The sequence below is a fragment of the Azospirillum sp. FG154 genome (assembly GCF_057809575.1).
Genome location: NZ_JBMDKF010000028.1, coordinates 56,251 through 75,985 on the forward strand (window position 1 = coordinate 56,251; position 19,735 = coordinate 75,985).

General features: G+C 66.0%; 16 protein-coding genes and 1 pseudogene. 9 read left to right on the plus strand and 8 right to left on the minus strand.

Translation table 11 applies throughout. The features are described 5' to 3' along the window. Window positions 1-128: 128 nt before the first annotated feature. Window positions 129-467: pseudogene (locus ACODS4_RS23865) on the plus strand (DDE-type integrase/transposase/recombinase); the annotation flags it as partial. 111 nt (window positions 468-578) lie between these two features. On the opposite strand, the gene gcvA reads toward ACODS4_RS23865, so the two are convergent. Next, on the minus strand, window positions 579-1,505 hold the full coding sequence (gcvA, locus tag ACODS4_RS23870; protein WP_488868169.1) for a transcriptional regulator GcvA: 927 nt from the start codon (window positions 1,503-1,505) through the stop codon (window positions 579-581). A gap of 179 nt (window positions 1,506-1,684) precedes the next feature. On the opposite strand from gcvA, the gene ACODS4_RS23875 reads away from it, so the two are divergent. The 8 genes from ACODS4_RS23875 to ACODS4_RS23910 all read left to right on the plus strand — a co-directional run bounded on the left by ACODS4_RS23875 (window position 1,685) and on the right by ACODS4_RS23910 (window position 11,392). Continuing rightward, window positions 1,685-2,530, plus strand: coding sequence for a transketolase (locus tag ACODS4_RS23875; protein ID WP_488868170.1), 846 nt, complete (start codon window positions 1,685-1,687; stop codon window positions 2,528-2,530). Then, complete coding sequence (locus tag ACODS4_RS23880; protein ID WP_488868171.1) at window positions 2,527-3,543, plus strand: transketolase family protein; 1,017 nt, start codon at window positions 2,527-2,529, stop codon at window positions 3,541-3,543. The genes ACODS4_RS23875 and ACODS4_RS23880 overlap by 4 nt, the downstream gene beginning before the upstream one ends. Window positions 3,544-3,581: 38 nt before the next feature. Next, the gene (locus ACODS4_RS23885) at window positions 3,582-4,346 is read left to right on the plus strand and encodes an SDR family NAD(P)-dependent oxidoreductase (protein WP_488868172.1); all 765 of its coding nucleotides are present in this window, start codon (window positions 3,582-3,584) and stop codon (window positions 4,344-4,346) included. Then, the gene (locus tag ACODS4_RS23890) at window positions 4,343-5,284 is read left to right on the plus strand and encodes an NAD(P)-dependent oxidoreductase (protein ID WP_488868173.1); all 942 of its coding nucleotides are present in this window, start codon (window positions 4,343-4,345) and stop codon (window positions 5,282-5,284) included. The genes ACODS4_RS23885 and ACODS4_RS23890 overlap by 4 nt, the downstream gene beginning before the upstream one ends. A gap of 70 nt (window positions 5,285-5,354) precedes the next feature. Next, complete coding sequence (locus tag ACODS4_RS23895; protein ID WP_488868174.1) at window positions 5,355-6,398, plus strand: TRAP transporter substrate-binding protein; 1,044 nt, start codon at window positions 5,355-5,357, stop codon at window positions 6,396-6,398. Between the two features lie 4 nt (window positions 6,399-6,402). Further along, entirely contained in the window at window positions 6,403-8,283 is a 1,881-nt protein-coding gene (locus ACODS4_RS23900; protein WP_488868175.1) for a TRAP transporter large permease, read from the plus strand. A gap of 92 nt (window positions 8,284-8,375) precedes the next feature. Next, window positions 8,376-10,391 carry a transketolase gene (gene tkt / locus ACODS4_RS23905; protein ID WP_488868176.1) on the plus strand — a complete coding sequence of 672 codons (2,016 nt, stop codon included), beginning with the start codon at window positions 8,376-8,378 and terminating at the stop codon, window positions 10,389-10,391. 35 nt (window positions 10,392-10,426) lie between these two features. Then, the gene (locus tag ACODS4_RS23910; RefSeq protein ID WP_488868177.1) at window positions 10,427-11,392 is read left to right on the plus strand and encodes a D-2-hydroxyacid dehydrogenase; all 966 of its coding nucleotides are present in this window, start codon (window positions 10,427-10,429) and stop codon (window positions 11,390-11,392) included. A 135-nt stretch (window positions 11,393-11,527) separates the two neighbouring features. On the opposite strand, the gene ACODS4_RS23915 is transcribed toward ACODS4_RS23910, so the two are convergent. The 7 genes from ACODS4_RS23915 to ACODS4_RS23945 form a co-directional block, all read right to left on the minus strand. After that, window positions 11,528-12,787 (minus strand): ATP-grasp domain-containing protein, encoded by a 1,260-nt coding sequence (locus ACODS4_RS23915; RefSeq protein WP_488868178.1) that lies wholly within the window; start codon window positions 12,785-12,787, stop codon window positions 11,528-11,530. Window positions 12,788-12,848: 61 nt separating this feature from the next. Next, window positions 12,849-14,039, minus strand: coding sequence for an MFS transporter (locus tag ACODS4_RS23920; RefSeq protein WP_488868179.1), 1,191 nt, complete (start codon window positions 14,037-14,039; stop codon window positions 12,849-12,851). 121 nt (window positions 14,040-14,160) lie between these two features. Then, window positions 14,161-15,201 carry a PLP-dependent cysteine synthase family protein gene (locus tag ACODS4_RS23925; RefSeq protein WP_488868180.1) on the minus strand — a complete coding sequence of 347 codons (1,041 nt, stop codon included), beginning with the start codon at window positions 15,199-15,201 and terminating at the stop codon, window positions 14,161-14,163. Window positions 15,202-15,265: 64 nt separating this feature from the next. Further along, window positions 15,266-16,279, minus strand: coding sequence for a 2,3-diaminopropionate biosynthesis protein SbnB (gene sbnB, locus ACODS4_RS23930; protein WP_488868181.1), 1,014 nt, complete (start codon window positions 16,277-16,279; stop codon window positions 15,266-15,268). After that, complete coding sequence (gene sbnA / locus ACODS4_RS23935) at window positions 16,276-17,271, minus strand: 2,3-diaminopropionate biosynthesis protein SbnA (RefSeq protein WP_488868182.1); 996 nt, start codon at window positions 17,269-17,271, stop codon at window positions 16,276-16,278. The genes sbnB and sbnA overlap by 4 nt, the downstream gene beginning before the upstream one ends. A gap of 13 nt (window positions 17,272-17,284) precedes the next feature. Beyond that, window positions 17,285-18,136: a diaminopimelate epimerase gene (dapF, locus tag ACODS4_RS23940; RefSeq protein ID WP_488868183.1), complete on the minus strand. Its 852-nt coding sequence runs from the start codon at window positions 18,134-18,136 to the stop codon at window positions 17,285-17,287. 18 nt (window positions 18,137-18,154) lie between these two features. Then, the gene (locus tag ACODS4_RS23945) at window positions 18,155-19,030 is read right to left on the minus strand and encodes a TauD/TfdA family dioxygenase (RefSeq protein WP_488868184.1); all 876 of its coding nucleotides are present in this window, start codon (window positions 19,028-19,030) and stop codon (window positions 18,155-18,157) included. Window positions 19,031-19,735 lie beyond the last annotated feature (705 nt).

Genomic DNA, 19,735 nt, shown 5'->3' on the forward strand with positions numbered 1-19,735 from the left:
CAAAAAAACTCATAATCCTCCTTATGGAAAATATAAAGTTCCATTTGCTGGAGCGGGGCGTTGCGTCATGGACGTGCTCAATCCGCCGACTTGCCGCCAGCCGCGCGCAGCGCTCCGGCGTGCGCTTCATCACCCGTCTGATGCGGAACAACGGCATGAAAGCGCTGCAAAAACGACGATACAAGAAGACGACCGACAGCGACCATGGCGGCCCGGTCGCGCCGAATGTTCTGGATCAGGATTTCAGCGCCGCCGCGCCGAACCAAAAATGGGGAGCCGACATCTCCTACATTTGGACGGTCGAAGGCTGGCTGTATCTCGCCATCATGGTGGATCTGCATTCCCGCCGGATCATCGGTTGGGCCACGAGCGACCTTGGACGCTACATCGACGGGTTCTGTAATCTTGTGCGGCGACATTCGGCGCTTGCCTACAAAAGCCCATGTGATTTCGAGGCTGCCGCATAGCCCAAAGTCGAAGGCTTTCCATTTTGCCAGGGCAACTCCACGACCAATACGGCCATCAAGAGTGAAAATTTCAAGCCTCAGCGGAGGATAGGAGCCAACAGGGCCACGTTTCTACGCGTCTTGCTGGACATTCGCCGCGCTCCGGAGACCGTCGACCTCCATCTCGGCGAACAGCCAATCCTGAAAGCTGCGGATCTTTGGCAGATCGGTGCGGGATTTCAGCAGGTTGAGCGTGTAACCCTGCACTTTCAGCCCCTCCAGCCCCAAGGGCGCGACCAGTCGGCCCGTTTCCAGTTCCCGCTGGGCGAGCAGCAGGCTGTCCAGGCAAACCCCCAGCCCGTCCACCGCCGCGCCAATCGCCATGAAGGAGCGGTCAAAGCGTGGGCCTCGGGTGAAATCCAGCTTCACCTTGCGGTGCAGGCGCAGCCAGTCGCGCCAGCCGACCAGACAGCCTTCGCTGTGGATCAGCGCGTGGTGGCGCAGATCCTCGGCGTTGCGGATGGGGTGGGGGCCGTTGGCCAGGGACGGCGCGCACAGCGGCACGATGGTTTCCGGGGGAAAGGGCAGCACCATGGCGCCCGCCGGTTGCAGTTTGGTGCCATAGCGGATGTCGATGTCCACCGCTTCCCTGGTCAGATCGACGTGATCGACCGACGCGTTCAACCGCACGTCGATGTCGGGATTCTGGCGGCTGAAGCGGGCCAAGCGCGGCATCAGCCATTGGGTGGCGAAGCTGGGCGTGGCGTGAATGGTCAGAATGTCGCTTTTTTCCGTGCGCCCGGCGTTGCGGGTGGCGGTTTCGATCCGGGCGAAGGCGGCGGTGATCTCTTCGGCGTAGCGCCGACCGGCGTCGGTCAGCAGCACGGCGCGGTGGACCCGGTGGAACAGCCGCACCCCGACCTGCTCCTCCAAAAATTTGATTTGATGGCTGATCGCCGACGGCGTGACCAGCAATTCGTCCGCTGCAAGCGCGAAAGAGGACAGCCGCGCCGCCGCCTCGAACGCCTGCACCGCCTTGAGCGAAACCCGATGCTGCATGGCGTCATTCGCATGAATTCAGTTCATCTATAGCGCTTTATTATTCGTTTGAGCGCATCGAAGCAACGAAATACTGTGGACACATCGTGGTTCGGATGATCCGTCCGACCATCGTTCCATCAAAGTTTCGTCCGCATCCGCGCCGTGCCTGACCAGGGCGCCGGACCATGGAGAACCGCGTGACCACAACCGCAATCGGGCACAACACCCATCTGGCGGAGCGGGCCTACCGCATCCGCCGCAACGCCCTTCTGATGGGCGAGGTGCAGGGCCAGGGCTACATCGGGCAGGCGCTCGACATCGCCGACGTGCTGGCCGTCTCCTACTTTCACGCCATGCGCCACCGCCCGGCCGAGCCGGATTGGGAGGGCCGCGACCGCTTCATGCTGTCCAACGGCCATTACGCCATCGCGCTCTACGCCGTGCTTCTCGAAGCCGGAATCATCCCGCAGGAGGAGTTGGAGACCTACGGCAGCGACGACAGCCGCCTGCCGATGTCGGGCATGGCCAGCTACACGCCGGGCATGGAGATGTCGGGCGGCTCGCTGGGGCTGGGGCTGTCGCTGGCGGTTGGCCGCTGCCTGGGGTTGAAGCGCAAGGGGTCCGACGCCCGCGTCTACACCCTGTTCTCCGACGGCGAGTTGGACGAAGGGTCCGTCTGGGAAGCGATCCTGTCGGCGGCCCATTGGAAGCTCGACAATCTGATCGCCATCGTGGACGTCAACAACCAGCAGGCCGACGGCCCGTCTTCCCAAGTGATGGCGTTCGAGCCGCTGACCGACAAGCTGGCGGCCTTCGGCTGGTTCGTTCAACGGGTGGACGGCAACGATCTGGACGCGGTGGTCGCCGCCTTTGACGCCGCCAAGGCCTGCCCGGATCCCAAGCCGCGCATGATCGTGTGCGACACCAAGATGGGCAAGGGCGTGCCCTTCCTCGAAGCCCGCGAAAAGAACCATTTCATCCGCGTGGACGCGCACGAATGGCAGCTCGCCCTCGACGTGCTGGACGCCGGGAGGACCGCATGAGCCGCCCCACCCCTGCCCCCTCCACGGGGGCCAAGCCCAAGCTGAAGACCTCGGCGATGATCGCCTCGATCGCGGCGGACGGGCAACGGACCAAGGCCGCCCCCTTCGGCAACGCGCTGGTCGAGCTGGGCAAGACCCGCGAGGACATCGTCGGGCTGACCGCCGATCTGGCCAAATACACCGACCTGCACATCTTCGCCAAAGCCTACCCCGACCGCTTTTATCAGATGGGGATGGCCGAACAGCTTCTGATGGGCGCGGCGTCGGGCATGGCGCACGAAGGCTTCACCCCCTTCGTCACCACCTACGCCGTTTTCGCCTCCCGCCGGGCCTATGACTTCGTCCATCAGACCATCGCGGAGGAAAACCGGAACGTCAAAATCGTCTGCGCCCTGCCGGGCCTGACCTCCGGCTACGGCCCCAGCCATCAGGCGGCGGAAGATCTGGCGCTGTTCCGCGCCATGCCGAACCTGATGGTCATCGACCCCTGCGACGCGCACGAGATCGAACAGGCGGTTCCCGCCATCGCCGCCCACAACGGCCCGGTCTACATGCGCCTGCTGCGCGGCAACGTCCCGCTGGTGCTCGACGAGTATGATTACAGTTTCGAGTTGGGCAAGGCCAAGCTGCTGCGCGACGGGGCCGATGTGCTCGTCGTGTCCTCCGGCATCATGACGATGCGGGCGCTGGAGGTGGCGACGATGCTGGAGCGCGACAAGGTCGATGTGGCTGTGCTGCACGTCCCCACCATCAAGCCGCTCGACACCGCCACCATCCTGCGCGAAGCGGGACGGTCGGGCCGTCTGGTCGTGGTGGCCGAAAACCACACCGTGATCGGCGGCCTTGGCGAGGCGGTGGCCGGCGCCCTGCTGCGCGCCGGGGTGCACCCGCCCTTCCGTCAAATCGGCCTGCCCGACGAGTTTCTCGACGCGGGCGCCCTGCCGACCCTGCACGACCGCTACGGCATTTCGGCCAACGCCATGGCCGCGTCCATCAAGGGCTGGCTCGGCTGAGCCGCCAGACCCGTCCGTTTCAACGAAAGGTGCTTTCCGTGACCCAATCGCTTCTGCTCGACGGCAAGATCGCCGTCATCTCCGGCGCCGCCTCCCTGCGCGGCATCGGCATGGCCACCGCCCGCATGTTCGCCGCCCAGGGGGCCAAGGTCGCCATCCTCGACCTTGACGAGACCGCCGCCTCGGAGGCCGCCGCCCAACTGGGCGAGGGCCATCGCGGCTACGCCTGCAACGTCACCGACAAGGACTCCTGCGTGGCCGCCGTTGGCCGCGTGGTGGCGGAATTCGGCGGGATCGACATCCTCATCAACAACGCGGGCGTCACCCAGCCGGTCAAGACGCTGGACATCGACCCGGCGAGCTGGGACCGCATCCTGGACGTGAACCTGCGCGGCGTCCTCTATCTGTCGCAAGCGGCGCTGCCGCACCTGCAAAAGCGCGGCGGCGGTTCCATCGCCTGCATGTCGTCGGTGTCGGCGCAGCGCGGCGGCGGCATTCTGGGCGGTCCGCATTATTCGGCGGCCAAGGCGGGCGTGCTGGGTCTGGCCAAGGCGATGGCGCGCGAATTCGGCATCGACGGCATCCGCGTCAACTGCGTCACCCCCGGCCTGATCCAGACCGACATCAACGCGGGGAAAATCAGCCCGGAAAAGACCACGGAAATTCTGGCGGGCATTCCGCTGAACCGTCTGGGCGATCCCAAGGACGTGGCCGGGGCTTTCCTCTTCCTGTCCTCGGACCTGTCGTCCTACATCACCGGCGCGGTGATCGACGTCAACGGCGGCATGCTCATCCACGGTTGAGCGGCCACAGACACGGAAGGAACACGATCATGGCGATCCGGTCGGGGCGGGCGGTCGGTTTCATCGGGCTTGGGTCCATGGGCCTGCCGATGGCGAAAAACCTGCTGGCCGCAGGCTTCGCGGTGCGCGGCTTCGATCTGCGCCCGGCGGCGGGCGCGGCCCTGGCCGAGGCGGGCGGCGTCGTCGCCGCCAGCGTGGCGGAGGCCGCCCGGGACGCCGACGCGCTGGTCCTGATGGTGGTCAACGCCGCGCAGGCCGAATCCGCGTTGTTCGACGCGGGCGGGCTGGCGGCGCTGCCGCCGGGGGGCGTGGTCGTGTTGATGTCCACCTGCCCGCCCGCAGCGGTGGAAGCGTTGGCGGCCCGCGTGACCGGGGCGGGACGGGGCTTCCTCGACGCCCCGGTGTCGGGCGGCTTGGTCGGGGCCGTCGCCGCCTCCTTGACCATCATGGCGGCCGGGTCGGCCGAGACGCTGGCGGCGGTCCGCCCGCTGCTCGACGCGGTGGGCGGCAAGATCGTCCAGGCGGGCGAGCGTCCGGGACAGGGGGCGATGGTCAAGACGATCAACCAACTTCTGTGCGGCGTGCACATCGCGGTCGCGGCGGAAGCCCTGTCGCTGGCCGCCAAGGTCGGCGTCGCGCCGGACATCCTGCTCGACGTGCTGGGCGGCTCGGCGGCGTCAAGCTGGATGCTGAAGGATCGGGGGCCGCGCATGGTTCAGGACGATCCGCCCGTCACAAGCGCCGTGGACATCTTCGTCAAGGATCTGAGCATCGTGCTGGAAGCCGGGCGGGACAGCCACGCCGCGTTGCCGCTGGCCGCCGTCGCCCATCAGATGTTTCTCGCCACGTCGGGTCGTGGCGACGGATCGGCGGACGACAGTCAGGTCATCCGATCCTATCACCTGTTGAACGGTCGCTTGCCCGGCGACCGGATCTGAACGTCGGGCGTCCCCTATCGAACGCGCCTCTGAAAACGGACGCGCGCATCTGCAATCTTGGGAGGAAAGAATGTCCAAAATCACCAACCGTCAAGCGGGCGTCACGCGCCGGTCCTTTCTGGCTTCGGGCGCGGCCCTGTCGGCGGCGGTTCCGCTGTGTGGAATTCTGAGCCGTCCGGCCAACGCCGCCGAATTCTCCTACAAGCTGGCGACCGGCCAGGATCCGACCCACCCGGTCAACACCCGCGCCAAGGAAGCGCTGGACCGCATCCGCGAGGCGACCAACGGGCGGTTGGACATCGGTCTGTTCCCGGCCAACCAATTGGGATCCGACACCGATTTGTTGTCGCAGGTGCGCAGCGGCGGCGTGGAGTTCTTCAACCTGTCCTCCTCGATCCTGGCGACGCTGGTGCCGACGGCGGGCATGGTGAACACCGGCTTCGCCTTCGCCAATTATGATTCCGTGTGGAAGGCGATGGACGGCGACCTCGGCGCCTTCATCCGGGGCCAGATCGGCAAGGCCGGTCTCGTCACCCTGTCGCGCGTTTGGGACAACGGGTTCCGTCACATCTCCTCCTCCACCCGCGAAATCCGCACGCCGGACGATCTGAAGGGCTTCAAGATCCGGGTGCCGCCGGCCCCGATGCTGACCTCCCTGTTCAAGTCGCTGGAAGCCGGTCCCGCGCCGATCAATTTCAACGAACTGTATTCGGCGCTTCAGACCAAGGTGGTCGAGGGGCAGGAAAATCCGCTGGCCATCATCGCCACCGCCAAGATCTACGAGGTTCAGAAATCCATCAGCCTGACCGGCCATGTCTGGGACGGCTATTGGATCCTCGGCAACCGTCGCGCTTGGGAACGGCTGCCCGCCGATCTGCGCGCCATCGTCGAGCGCGAGTTTGACCGCTCCGCCTTTGAACAGCGCGCCGACATCGCCCGGCTCAGCAACTCGCTGCGCCAGGATCTGACGACCAAGGGCATCACCTTCATCGAGGCCGACGCCGAAGCCTTCCGCGCCAACCTGCGCAAGACCAGCTTCTACGGCGATTGGAAGGCCAAATACGGCGAAGAAGCCTGGTCGGTTCTGGAAAAGTCGGTCGGAAAGCTGGCTTGATCCCATGGCCGCCGCCCAACATTCTCACGCGGGGGGCGGCGGGGACGCCGCCCCGCCGCCCCGCTGGGTCGCCGTTCTGGACGGCGTCCTTGGTCCCTTGATCGAAATCCCCGCCGCCTTGCTGGTGGTCGCGGAAATTGTGGTTCTGATGGCCGGGGTGGTCAGCCGTTACGTGATGCACCGGCCCATCGTGTGGTCGGACGAGCTGGCCTCCATCCTGTTCCTGTGGTTGGCGATGCTGGGGGCGGTGGTCGCCTTCCGCCGGGGCGAGCACATGCGGATGACCGCCCTGGTCGGCATGGCCTCCCCCGCCATGCGCGCCTTTCTCGACGTGGTGGCGGTGGCGGCGCCCCTGCTCTTCCTGGCGATGATCGCTGGTCCGGCGCTGGAATTCGCCGAGGAGGAGGCCTTCATCACCACCCCGGCGCTTGACCTGCCCAACTCCTGGCGGGCGGCGGCGCTGCCGGTCGGCTGTTGGCTGATGCTGGCCGTCGCGGCGCTGCGGTTAATACGGGTCGCCGATTGGCGGAAGACGGTGGGCGCCTTGGCGTTGGTCGTCGGCGTCGCCGGGGTCTTCCTGCTGATGGAGCCGTTGTTCCGCAGCCTGGGCAACCTCAATCTGCTGGTGTTCTTCGTCGGTCTGGTCGCCGCCGGGGTGTTGGCGGGCGTTCCCATCGCTTTCGCCTTCGGGTTGGCCACCTTCGGCTACCTCGCCTTGACGACCAACACGCCGCTGTTGGTGATGGTCGGGCGGATGGACGAGGGCATGTCGCACCTGATCCTGCTGTCGGTGCCGCTGTTCGTCTTTCTGGGCCTGTTGATCGAAATGACCGGCATGGCCGCCGCCATGGTCGCCTTTCTCGCCAGCCTGTTGGGCCATGTCCGGGGCGGGCTGTCCTATGTGCTGGTCGGGGCGATGTATCTGGTGTCCGGCATTTCCGGGTCCAAGGCCGCCGACATGGCGGCGGTCGCCCCGGTGCTGTTCCCGGAGATGAAGGCGCGCGGGGCCAAGCCGGGCGATCTGGTGGCGCTGTTGTCGGCCACCGGGGCGCAGACCGAAACCATCCCGCCAAGCTTGGTTTTGATAACCTTGGGATCCGTCACCGGGGTGTCGATTTCCGCGCTGTTCACCGGCGGCATGCTGCCCGGCGTGGTGTTGGCGATCACGCTGTGCGCCGTGGTGTGGTGGCGCTACCGCAACGAGGATCTGTCCGGCGTCCGCCGGGCGACCGGATCGGAGATTGGCCGCAAGTTCCTGATCGCGCTTCCGGCCTTGGCCTTGCCCTTCGTCATCCGCGCCGCCGTGGTGGAAGGGGTGGCGACCGCGACGGAGGTGTCGACCATCGGCATCGTCTATTCGGTGCTGGCCGGTCTGTTGATCTACCGCCGTTTCAACTGGGGCCGGTTGGGGCCGATGCTGGTGGAAACCGCGTCGCTGTCGGGCGCGATCCTGCTCATCATCGGGGCCGCCACCGGCATGGCCTGGGCGCTGACCCAATCGGGCTTTTCGGGACAGCTCGCCGGAGCGATGGCGACGCTGCCGGGCGGGGCGGCGATGTTCATGGCGGTGTCGATCGTCGCCTTCATCATTTTGGGCAGCGTGTTGGAGGGCATCCCCGCCATCGTGCTGTTCGGGCCGCTGCTGTTCCCCATCGCCCGCCAGATGGGCATCCATGACGTGCATTACGCCATGGTGGTCATCCTTTCCATGGGCGTCGGCCTGTTCGCGCCGCCCTTCGGCGTCGGCTATTACGCCGCTTGCGCCATCAGCCGCATCCACCCGGACGAGGGGATGAGGCCGATCATCGGCTACATCCTGGCGCTGATCGCCGGGTTGATCGTGGTCGCCGCCGTGCCGTGGATTTCCATCGGCTTTCTCGGCTGACCCGTTTCTTCGCCGACCCTACTCAACGCACGCGTCCATCCGCACCACGCCCCCGCCCGTCGCGGCGGGGGCGAACGGGAGATCCACGTCCCATGTCCACCGCAGCCTCCAGCGCCGTGTCCACCGCCATTCCGGCGCACGCGCTTCAGACCATGGCCGACGCCATCCGTTTTCTGGCGGTTGACGCCATCGAACGGGCGACCGAAGGGCACCAGGGCGTGCCGCTCGGCATGGCGGAAATCGCCACGGCGCTCTACGCCCATCATTTGAAATTCGACCCCGCCAATCCGACCTGGCCCGACCGCGACCGGGTGGTGCTGTCGAACGGCCACGGTTCGATGCTGCTCTACGCGCTGCTTCACCTGAGCGGCTACGAGAAAATCACGCTGGATGAGGTGAAAAGCTTCCGCGAATTGGGATCCCACTGCGCCGGGCACCCGGAATATGACCCGGCGGCGGGGATCGAGGCGACGACCGGCCCGTTGGGACAGGGCATCGCCAACGCGCTGGGCATGGCGGTGGCCGAGGCGTGGTTGAACGCCCGTTACGGGGCGGAGGTCGCCGATCACCGCACCTGGGCCTTCGTCGGCGACGGCTGCCTGCAAGAGGGCGTCGGGCAGGAGGCTGTCGCCTTGGCCGGTCATCTGCGGCTGGGCAAGCTGACCTTCTTTTGGGACGACAACCGCATCACCGACGACGGATCGACCGAGCTGTCGATCAGCGAGGATGTGGCCGCGCGGTTCCGCGTCGCCGGTTGGCATGTTCAGGAGGTGGACGGCCACGACATCGCGGCGGTGTCCGCCGCCATCGCCGCCGCCAAGACCGACCCGCGCCCGTCGATGATCGCCTGCCGCACCATCATCGCCCGTGGCCTTCCCCGGTTGGAAGGCCAGCGGGGCGGCCACAGCGCCCGCCTGTTCAAGGAGGACGCCGACGCCATGCGCGCCCGGCTGAACTGGCCGCACGCGCCCTTCGACATTCCCGCCGACCTGTTGGCCAATTGGCGGCGGACCGGCGAGGCCGGACGCGGCGCGCGGTTGGCCTGGGAGGGGCGGATCGCCGCGCTTCCCGACGCCCGCCGGGCCGAGGTCGCCCGCGTTCTGGCCGGTGGTTTGGCCGAGGGTTGGCGGACGGCGCTCGACGCCTTCAAGCGGCGGGCGGCGGACGAGGGGTTGGCCCAACCGGCGATCCAGACCTCCGGCGACATCGCCGCCCTGCTGTGCGCCGCCATGCCGGAAACCCTGGTGAGCTGCGCCGATCTGGAGGCCCCGACCAACCACAAGCGGACGCTGGCCGCCTTCACCGCGCGGGATCAATCCGGCTCCTACGTCCATTGCGGCGTGCGCGAGCATGTCATGGGGTCGATGGCCAACGGCATGGCCGCCCATGGCGGGGTCAACCCGCTGGCCGTCACCTATCTGGCCTTTTCCGATTACGAACGCCCGGCGATGCGGATGGCGGCCCTGATGGGGCTGCCGGTCAAATTCGTCTTCAGCCACGATTCCATCGCCATCGGCAAGAACGGCCCGACCCACCAGCCGGTGGAGATCCTCGCCTCGCTCCGCGCCATGCCCAACATGCTGACCCTGCGCCCCGCCGACGCGGTGGAGGCCGCCGAATGCTGGGAGATCGCCATGGACCGGCGCGACGGCCCGTCGTCCCTGATCTTCGCCCGCCAGATCCTGCCGCCCGTCCGCCGGACCCATGTCGCGGAGAATCTGAGCCGCCGGGGGGCCTATGTGCTGGCCGAGGCCGACGGCGGCGAACGCCGCGTCACCCTGCTGGCCACCGGGTCGGAGGTCGCCCTCGCGCTTGACGCCCGCGACCGGCTCCAGGCCGACGGCGTGCCGACCGCCGTCGTCTCCATGCCCTGTTGGGAGCTGTTCGAGCAGCAGGACGACGGCTATCGCGCCGCCGTTCTGGGGCGCGGCGCGGCGCGGGTGGCGGTGGAGGCGGCGGCGCGCTTTGGCTGGGACCGCTATTTGGGCGAGCGCGGCGGCTTCGTCGGGATGGACGGCTTCGGCGCGTCCGGTCCCGCCGACGCGCTTTATGAAAAATTCGGCATCACCGCCGCAGCGGTCGCGGCGCTCGCGCGCCGCCTGCTGTGACCGCCCCCTTCGCCTTTCAAGGACTTTGCGCCGCCATGCAGAAGATCGTCTTTCTCGACCGCGCCACCGTCGCCCCGCAGATCCGCCTGCGCCGCCCCGACTTCCCCCATGAGTTGATCGAACACGCCCAAACCGCGCCGGAGCAGGTGGTGGAGCGGTTGGCCGGGGCCAGCGTCGCCATCGTCAACAAGGTGGCGCTGACCGCCGACATCCTGGCCCGTCTGCCCGACCTGAAACTGATCGCGGTCGCCGCCACCGGGACCGATTGCGTGGACAAGGATTATTGCAGCCGCCACGGCGTCGCCGTCAGCAACATCCGGGGCTACGCCGTCAGCACGGTGCCGGAGCACAGCTTCGCCCTTATCCTGGCCTTGCGCCGCAGCCTCATCGGCTACCGTCAGGACGTGCTGGCCGGGGAGTGGCGGAAGGCCGGGCAGTTCTGCTTTTTCAACCACCCGATCCGCGATCTGCGCGGAGCGCGGCTGGGCGTCATCGGCGAAGGCGTGTTGGGCCAGCGGGTGGCGGAAATCGCGCGGGCCTTCGGCATGATCCCGCTGTTCGCCGCCCATAAGGGCAAAAGCGGCCTCGGCCCGCTCTACACCCCGTGGGATGAAGTGCTGGAGACCAGCGACGTGCTGACCCTGCACAGCCCCTTGACCCCGGACACCCGTGGGATGATCGGTCTGCCGGAGTTCCGCCGCATGGCCCGCCGCCCCGTGATCGTCAACACCGCGCGCGGCGGTCTGGTGGTGGAAGAGGATTTGGTCACGGCGTTGGACGAGGGGTTGATCTCCGGCGTCGGTTTCGACGTGACGGAGGCGGAGCCGCCCGCGCCCGACAGCCCGCTGATGCGGATCGCCGGACGGCCCAACGTGATCCTGACGCCCCACGTCGCCTGGGCGTCGGACGAGGCGCAACAGACCCTGGCCGACCAGTTGATCGACAACATCGAGAACTTCGTCGCCGGGCGTCCCAGCAACCTTGTCCAGGGCGCCTATTGATCCCAAGCCGGTTTTCCGAGCACGCCCATGCCTGGGCGGAATTCGGAAAACCTGCTCAACCGAAGGGGGAGCGTCCTTGACGAACCTTGCGCCACGCGACCCGTTGCGCCGGAGTCGCCCTGGGCGCGCCCCCTTTCAGCGTATCAGCGTGACGCCCAACTCGGCTTCAAAGCGGTCCAACAGTCCGGCTGCGGTCGCGTCGGCCTCCTGCAAATCGTCGCCACGGATCTGGTAACGCGCCAGGATGTCGAGGCGCTTCACCTGTTCGCCCGGTCGCAGGATGTAGGGGTCGAAATGGATCAGGTTTGGAATGTCCTTCACCCAATCCAGGTTGAACCGATCCGCAAGCCGCCCGTTGGCGCCGACCATGATCTTGCGCGACGAGATGAAGCCGCTCCCCGTCCAGGCCGGAGGGGCCATATCGAGGCCCAGATGGATGTCCAGCAGATGCTCGAAGATGTCGTCGCCGGTCAGGTTGTTGTAAAGGCCGGGCATCACGCCCCCCATCAGGCGCGGGTTCACCTCGACCAGGGAGGGGCCGTCCTTCGTGACGATCAGCTCGATGTGCAGAATGCCGAGATCAAGCCCAAGAGCCCGCGCCACGTCTTCGGCATAGTCGAAACAGCGCTCCCGCTCCGCAACGGCCAAGTCGGCCGGCATGATGGCGCCCAGCTCAATGCACTCGTTCTCCACCGCGCGGGTGCGACCGGAGACCATGAAACGGTGAAACTGCCCGCGCGCCACGCCGATCTCCGCCGAAACCAACGGTCCTTGCAGCAATTCCTCGATCAGGATGCCACGGCGCAGTTGCGGACGGATCTGCGCCGGGACCGCGTCGATGCCGTCCAGCAGGCGCACCGCCGCCGCCTCAGCTTCCTCCGGCGTGTAAGCCGGACAGGCGAACAGGCTGTCGTAGCCGACCTGCGGCTTGACGATCACCGGCACGCCGAAATCCCGCGCCGCCGCGCCAGCTTCCTGCGGCGTGCGCGCCACGCGGAAGCGGGCCGAACGCAATCCGGCCCGCTGGATGATCTCCCGGGCCTTGGCCTTGTCGCGGGCCTGCTTGACGGCCTGCGCGTCGGTGAAGGGAAGGCCCAGTTCGCCACAGATCTGCGCGACGACGTCCACGCAGATCTCCAACTGCGTGATGACCCCATCGACGGGGCGGTGACGCGTCACGCTCTGAAAGGCGTGGCGCATCTCGTCGATGTCGGTGGGATCCTCGATGGTGATGACGGTGTCGGTGTCGTAAACGACCTTTCGGATCGCTTCCGTCTCGGAATACAGGCGGTATTTCGACCGGATGAAGGAGACATGCCAGCCGCGCGCCTTGGCGCGCCGGATCGTCTCAAATCCCGGCAGGTTGGAATCGATGAACAGAACATGCTTGGGCATGTCGTCGTCCCTTGATGAAGGTGTTGGATGGCAAGGCGCTGGGTCCGGGCGGCGCGCCCCGTCAGGCGGCGCAAGGGACGGCGCGGCGGAGGAAGAAATAGCTGGCCAGCGCGACGTTGGCGCCCGCGCACAGAACCAGCATGAACAGCAACCCGCCATAGCCGAAGGGCTGGATCGCCAGCGCGGCGAAATAGGGGAACAGATAACGGGCCAGCAGGTAGGACATGCTGACCGTGATTAGCACCTGCGAGCGCAACGCGTCCGGCGCGTGGGCGGTCGCCTGGGCCTGGATCAGCGGGACGATCAGACCATAGCTGAGACCGAACAGGATCGCGGACGCCGCATAGAAGGCGGCCGACAGCCCGACCCCATAGAGCGAGGCCATCGCCGCCAGCATGACCACCACAAGAACCGGAATGGAACGGCGCGGCGGCACGTCGGAAATCATCTTTCCCAGGGAAAAACGCGCCAGGATGATCGAAAGGGTGAAGAACAGGAAGAACAGCTTGTAGTCGAGCTTCATCGCTTCGGCGAAGCTGGTCTGGAAATTCGTCATGCTCGTATAGATGCAGCCGCACAGCATCATCATGGCGAAGAAATAGACGCTGGGCAGCGCGAAGACGCGCAGGACGGCGTTTCTGCCGGCGTCGACCGAAACCTCCCGGCTCACCACCGCGTAGGATTCGTTCCCCCGCGCCGCCGTCCGGGAACACAGATAGCCGCCGAGATTGGTCAGGCAGGCCAGCACGAACAGGTCGAAAAAGCCCACCTTCAGGTAAGCCATGCTCAGGTTGCTGATGATCGGCGCGACGCCGATGCCCAGCGTGTTGAACGCGCCGTAGACGGCGAAGAATCGGGGCCGTTCCTTGACCGGAACCATGGAGGAGATGCAGATCGGGCCGATCGGCAGGAACAAGCCCCAACCGACGCCCTGGAGCAGCGAGGCGGCGTAGAACATCGCGTCGACGTCGCTGAAACGGTACGCCGCGAGGGCATAGACCAGGCTGCCCAGACCAAAGGCCAGGCTGCCCAAGGGAGCCACCCGATTCAGCCCGAAGCGGCGCAACAGCCAGTGCACGGCGACGACGCAGGTGAGCGCGCCGACGGCGCCCACCGCGAAGATCTGTCCGAAGAAGACTTCCGTCCGCCCCTGTTGTTGCAGATAGGTCGGCAGCGTCAGAAAGATCCCGACCGAAAAAGTGATCAGGAAATTCTCGGCGTATAAAAGTTTCTTCGCTACGGACGTATTCATCAAAAACCTTATGCGTGCTGGAATGGAGATCGGTCAACGCCGACGCGTCACACTTGGATCGGCCTATTGCCCGTCACAGTCAATAATGTCCACGTATTCAGCAAATGTCTTCGCCATATGGTCAAGTGATCAAACTGGCGATGGATTCATAGTCAATTCCATTGTCCATATCGACGACATGGACAGAATTCACCAGATTGGAATCCAGTTCAATGCCGTTTTCCGCCAGCCACATATCAGAGTATATAGTATCAAGATATTTCTCGCCGCTGTCGGGAAGCACGCACAAGATGTTCCCGCGCCGTTCTTCCAACTGATGGCGCGCCGCGTGCAGAACGGCGCCGGACGAACCGCCGAGCAGCAAACCCTCCTTCTGCGCCATGCGCCGACACATGGAGAAGGCGTCGCGGTCGCCGACCTTCACCGCGTCGTCGACATGGGTTCGGTCGAGATTTTTCGGAATGAAGTAGTTTCCCGGTCCCTGTTGCAGATAGGGCCCCTTGACGCCGCCGAACAGCGTCGATCCGACAGGTTCGACGCCAATGACGCGGATGCTCGGATCGTAAGCCTTGATCCGCCGCGACACCCCGGTGATGGTGCCCCCGGTTCCGACGCTGACCAGCACGGCGTCGAGCCGCAGGCCATGCGTTTCGATCCACGCGACGATCTCCTCGCCGGTGCCACGGTAATGGGCGTCGGGCGCGTCCGGATTTTCATACTGGTTCGGGACGAAGACGCCGTCGATCCGGCGGCGCAGCTCGTCGATCAGACGGATGCGCGACTGCGTCAGGTCGGCCCCCTTGTCGTGATTGCTGCGGACCATCAGGATGGTGGCGCCCAGCGCCTGGAGGATCTTCAGCTTTTCAATCGGGCAGTTCTGATCGACGACGACGATGTTGCGGTAGCCCTTCACCCGGCAGGCGATGCTGAGGCCGATGCCGGTGTTGCCCGACGAGGATTCGATAATCAGCGGTTCGCGCGCCAACTCGCCCCGCTCCTCCGCCCGCTCGATGATGTTCAGGGCGATGCGGTCCTTGACGCTGCGACCGGGATTGAAGAACTCCAGCTTGGCGAAAATGCTCCAGTCCGGAGATTGCGACAGCGCGGCGATCCGGATGACGGGCGTGTCGCCCACCGTCGCGAGAAGGTTTTCGTAGATCACGGTTGCGGTTCCTGTTTGAAAGGACGGCGAACGGAAACGGGGCGGCGCGACCAAGGCGGGCCGCTCACCAGCGCGCGGTGTCGGGGAAGAAATCACCGATGGGATGGGCGTCGCCCCGGTCGATCGCGCGGCGGAGCAGATGCCGCCCCACCGCGATGTCGAGCACGCCCAGCCCGAAGGGCGAGAAGATGATTGGCTTGCTCCGGTCGGGAACCAGATCCCCGGCGATCACGTCGGCCAATGCGCCCGCCACGAAATCGCGCCCGCCGGTCAGTTGCTCCGCCAGATGCGGGGATGTCGCCGCCTTCATGCAATGCTCGACATCGTCGAAGACGTTGAAGGCCGGCAACAGCAGCTCGGGGGCCAGATCGCGCAACGACACGTTCAAGATCACCTGGCCGGCGTGGAGAAGCCCGGGATCGTCGACGTGGGGCGTGGCGGCGGTGGTGGCGAACACCACATGCGACGCCCCCTTGACCGCGTCGCCCAGCGAGGTTTCGACCGAGCGTTCTTCCGCCAGGGGCGCGGCGACGTCGCACAGCCTGGCGGCGTCCGCACGGTTCAGATCATGCACGGCGACGGATCCGAAGCTCCACCCGCAAGCGCGGAAGTAATCGACGATGGTCCGGGCGATGACGCCGGCGCCGATCACCGCCAACCGCCCGCCCCGCCGTCCGCCGCCCAGCAGGTCGGCGGCCAGAACCGCCGAGGCCGCCGTCCGGGCGGCGCTGATCTGCGACGCTTCCAGACAGGCGATGGGATAGCCGGTTTCGTAATCGTTCAGCACCAGGGTCGCCGAGGCGCGCTGAAGATTGACCCGGATGTTGTCGGGATAGCTGGCGATCCATTTGATGCCGGACACCGGAGCCTCGCCGCCGATCGCCGCCGGAAGCGCGATGATGCGCGCGTTGGGCTTGTCGTCGAAGCGCAGGAAATAGCTGTCCGGGTTGTTGGTCTGGCGACGGCCATGCATCCGGTAGGCGTCGCGGACCACGGCCACGACGTCGTCATGGCCGGTCGCCAGCAGGTCGGCGATGACCCGGCCCGAAACGATGTGGAAGGTGGGAGAGGAGGTCATGCCGGTTCTCGCAAAAGGCCGCAGGCCGCTGGTTCCGTCGCGGCGGTCGGCAGAAGGTTCGGGAAATGGGCGCGGACCCAGTCGTCGTTGTATATGGTGTCCAGATACCTCTCCCCGAGATCGGGGGAGATGGCGACGACGCAGGCCCCCGGCGGGATCGACGGAGCGTAAGCCTTCACCCCCGCCAGCACCGTTCCGGACGAGCCGCCCAGCAGCAGCCCTTCGCGGGCCAGACGGCGGCACATGGCGATGGCGTCGGCTTCCGGAACGCTCAGCAGGTCGTCGAAGCTCGACATCCGGCTGATCGGCGGTTCGCGGCTGGTCCCCAGCCCCGGAATGTGGCGCTTGCCGGCCGGTCGGCCAAACGTCACCGATCCCACCGAATCGACGGCCACGATCCGCGTCGTCGGGGATTTTTCCCTCAGGGCGGCCGAGACGCCGCCGAGCGTCCCGGTGGTTCCGGCGCCAATGAACACGTAGTCGGGCTTGGGAAAGCGGTCCAGCAGCTCCGGCCCGGTGGTCAGGTAATGCGCCCCCGGATTTTCCGTGTTCTCATACTGATTGATCCAGACCAGCCGCTCGTCCCGTTCCAGCATCGCCTTGATCAGGTCGATGCGGGTGCCGAGATAGCCGCCGCTGGCGTCCCGGTCGCGCACCACGATCAGTTCGGCGCCATAGGCCCGGATGGCGCGGGCCGTGAGCGGCGAGATGTTCGGGTCGCTGACGCAGGTGAAGGAATAGCCCTTCGCCGCGCAGATCATGCTGAGCGCCAGACCGAGATTGCCGGACGAGCTTTCGATCAGCCGCGCGCCCGGCCCAAGCCGACCGCCGACTTCCAGCCGACGGATCATGTGGGCGGCGGGTTTGACCTTGATGGATCCCGTGACCGAAAAACCCTCAAGCTTCAGGTTGACGGCGACGTGGGGGGCGATGGACCGCAGGGACAGGAAACACCCGCCCTGGATCAGTTCGGAGGGGCAGTGCGCGAGCATGGCTATGGCCCTTTCACTGCGCGCGGAAGCGGCCGGCGCAGACATAGTCCGCTGGCCCGGTCATGAAGACGCGCCCGTCCGCCCCCCGTTCGATCGTCAACGCGCCCAGCGCCAGCTCGACCGTGACGCGCGGGTCCGCCAGTCCCTGCCGCTGCGCGATCACCGCCGCCGCGCAGGCGCCGCTGCCGCAGGCCAGCGTGGCCCCCGCGCCGCGTTCCCAGGTGCGCACGCGCAGCCGGTCGCGCGACAGCACCTGCGCGAAATTGACGTTCACCCCGTCTGGAAACAGAGGGTCGCGTTCAACCTGCGGGCCGACGCCACGGACCTGCGCATCGTCGAGGCCGTCCACAAACGTCACCGCGTGCGGCACGCCGAGGCCGACCGCGTGGAACGGCAAGGCCCCGGCCCCGCGCCCGCCATCGACCTGAAGCGCCATGGGATCCACGCCGTCCCGCACCGGAATTTGGGCGGCGTCGAAGCAGGGCCGCCCCATGTCGATGCGCAGGCCCGACACGGTTTCGCCGTCCAGCGCGACCGTGACCTCCATCAAACCGGCGCGGACCCGCACCGCCAGGGTGGTCCGCCGCTGGATGGCGCGATCATAGACATAGCGGGCGAAACAACGGACGCCGTTGCCGCACATGCCGGACTCGCTTCCGTCGGGGTTGAAGATCCGCATCCCGACCGCGCCGTCGGCGTCGGGTTCGCCAACCAGCAGCAGACCGTCGGCGCCCACCCCGGTGTGGCGGTGGCACGCCAACCGGGCGAGCCGAACCGGATCCACCCCGTTCAGCGCCGTCTCCTCGACCAGGATGAAATCATTGCCGAGGCCGTGCATCTTCGTGAATTCGACATCGATCGACATCACCGAACGCTCCCCACGTCAGACCGGAAACCGACGGCGCAGATAGACGCGCTGCAACCATCGGCGGTCGCCCGCGTCAAGGCCGACATGCGGTATCGGCGCGCGGCCATGGCAGTTCTTGCGGTTGTCGAACAGCATCACGTCGCCGGGTTCCAGGACGACGCTGACGCAGTTCCGCAGCACGCCGTCCGGGGTGACGCAGAAGGCGAACAGCTTGTCGAGGATCCGCTGCGCCTCCTCGTCCTTGCCCTTCATCGAGGTCAGGTCGAGGCGGAGCTTCAGCGCGCCATAGTCGTTGCGCTCCAGAATGGAATGCTCGAACCAGGAGCGCACCCCCCAGCTTTCGCCCATTTCGACGAGGAAACGGGGCTGGAAGGCGACGTCCAGTTCCCGCTCGTCCAACTCGCTGAGCAGCACCTCCATCGGCCAGAGCGTGGTCGGCCCCCGCTCCGTGTTCTTCAGGCAGACCAGCATGACCAGATCGGGCGGATCGGGCAGATGCGGCGCTTCCATGTGCGCTTCAAACAGATTGGCGCCTTCGTTGCTGCGGCTGTCCTCGCGGCCCGGAACCGGGATCACCTGGTGAATGTATTCGCCCTTCTTTTCGCCCTTGTAGCCAAGGATGTGGCAATCGAGCGCGGCGGACAGGCCGATGATCGACCATTCGATCCCCCACTCCCGGCGCGCGGGCCGGTCCCCCGTGGGGCCGGTCGGCGGCAGTTTCCCCAGAAAGTCGCGCAGAACGCCGCGCGACACCCCATAGCCGCTCAAACCGGAAATGACATCGGCCAGCTCATCCGGGACGCGCCCGAATTGCCGCCCCATGATGGGCGGAATGACGCCCTTGTGGCGATTGATCCAATCATAGGCGTTGACGTCATTTTGGAAAGTCATTCCCGACACCCCATTGGTCAAGAGAGTTCAAACGCATGTTTTTTGAAAGCAACGCGCCATCGCGCCTGCTTGTTTAGTGACTAAACGTGATGATTTGTAAGTATTCCATTTACATACAGAATAACTCATTGAGTCATTCGATGGTATGCAGGCGGAAAATCAAATAACTTTGATTTAGACTGTTAATTTCCTCAAGCCGTTATTTTCAATCATTCGTAATCCTTCCAATCGTCGCCAGCAAGCGATTTCCTTCGTCATGGAAGAGAGGCGATTTCAGCAGGCGTAAACCCAATTGTGTGAAGAGGTTGCTTCTCGCAATCGCTCACGGGACTGACGGACTGGGTGTTTTGACGGCGGGAAAGCGCCGTCGGCACGGGCGCGGCGGGCCAAGCCCGGCGCCGCCCGGCCAAAACCGGCCCCCCGACGCCGACTGTTCCACAACGGGGGCGCCGGGGCGGGCTTTTGGGGCGCGGATGGAACGTTTGAAACGCTGTGCACCATGATTCAGCCCCCTGTTCAACGGTTCCATCGGGGCCGCCCTGGGCGCGCGCGGCCCGGACGGCGGGCAAGGCCGCGCGGTCGGGGAACCGGAACGTTCCGCCGCCGACTGTTCCACAACGGGGGCGCCGGGGTGGGTTTTTCGGGCGCGAATGGAACGTTTGAAACGCTGTGCACCATGATTCAGCCCCCTGTTCAACGGTTCCA

Coding starts and splice junctions, on each gene's coding strand:
- gcvA (WP_488868169.1), bottom strand. CDS start 1,505: ATGCAGCATCGGGTTTCGCTCAAGGCGGTGCAGGCGTTCGAGGCGGCG.
- ACODS4_RS23880 (WP_488868171.1), top strand. CDS start 2,527: ATGAGCCGCCCCACCCCTGCCCCCTCCACGGGGGCCAAGCCCAAGCTG.
- ACODS4_RS23895 (WP_488868174.1), top strand. CDS start 5,355: ATGTCCAAAATCACCAACCGTCAAGCGGGCGTCACGCGCCGGTCCTTT.
- ACODS4_RS23900 (WP_488868175.1), top strand. CDS start 6,403: ATGGCCGCCGCCCAACATTCTCACGCGGGGGGCGGCGGGGACGCCGCC.
- tkt (WP_488868176.1), top strand. CDS start 8,376: ATGTCCACCGCAGCCTCCAGCGCCGTGTCCACCGCCATTCCGGCGCAC.
- ACODS4_RS23910 (WP_488868177.1), top strand. CDS start 10,427: ATGCAGAAGATCGTCTTTCTCGACCGCGCCACCGTCGCCCCGCAGATC.
- ACODS4_RS23915 (WP_488868178.1), bottom strand. CDS start 12,787: ATGCCCAAGCATGTTCTGTTCATCGATTCCAACCTGCCGGGATTTGAG.
- ACODS4_RS23920 (WP_488868179.1), bottom strand. CDS start 14,039: ATGAATACGTCCGTAGCGAAGAAACTTTTATACGCCGAGAATTTCCTG.
- sbnB (WP_488868181.1), bottom strand. CDS start 16,279: ATGACCTCCTCTCCCACCTTCCACATCGTTTCGGGCCGGGTCATCGCC.
- sbnA (WP_488868182.1), bottom strand. CDS start 17,271: ATGCTCGCGCACTGCCCCTCCGAACTGATCCAGGGCGGGTGTTTCCTG.
- dapF (WP_488868183.1), bottom strand. CDS start 18,136: ATGTCGATCGATGTCGAATTCACGAAGATGCACGGCCTCGGCAATGAT.
- ACODS4_RS23945 (WP_488868184.1), bottom strand. CDS start 19,030: ATGACTTTCCAAAATGACGTCAACGCCTATGATTGGATCAATCGCCAC.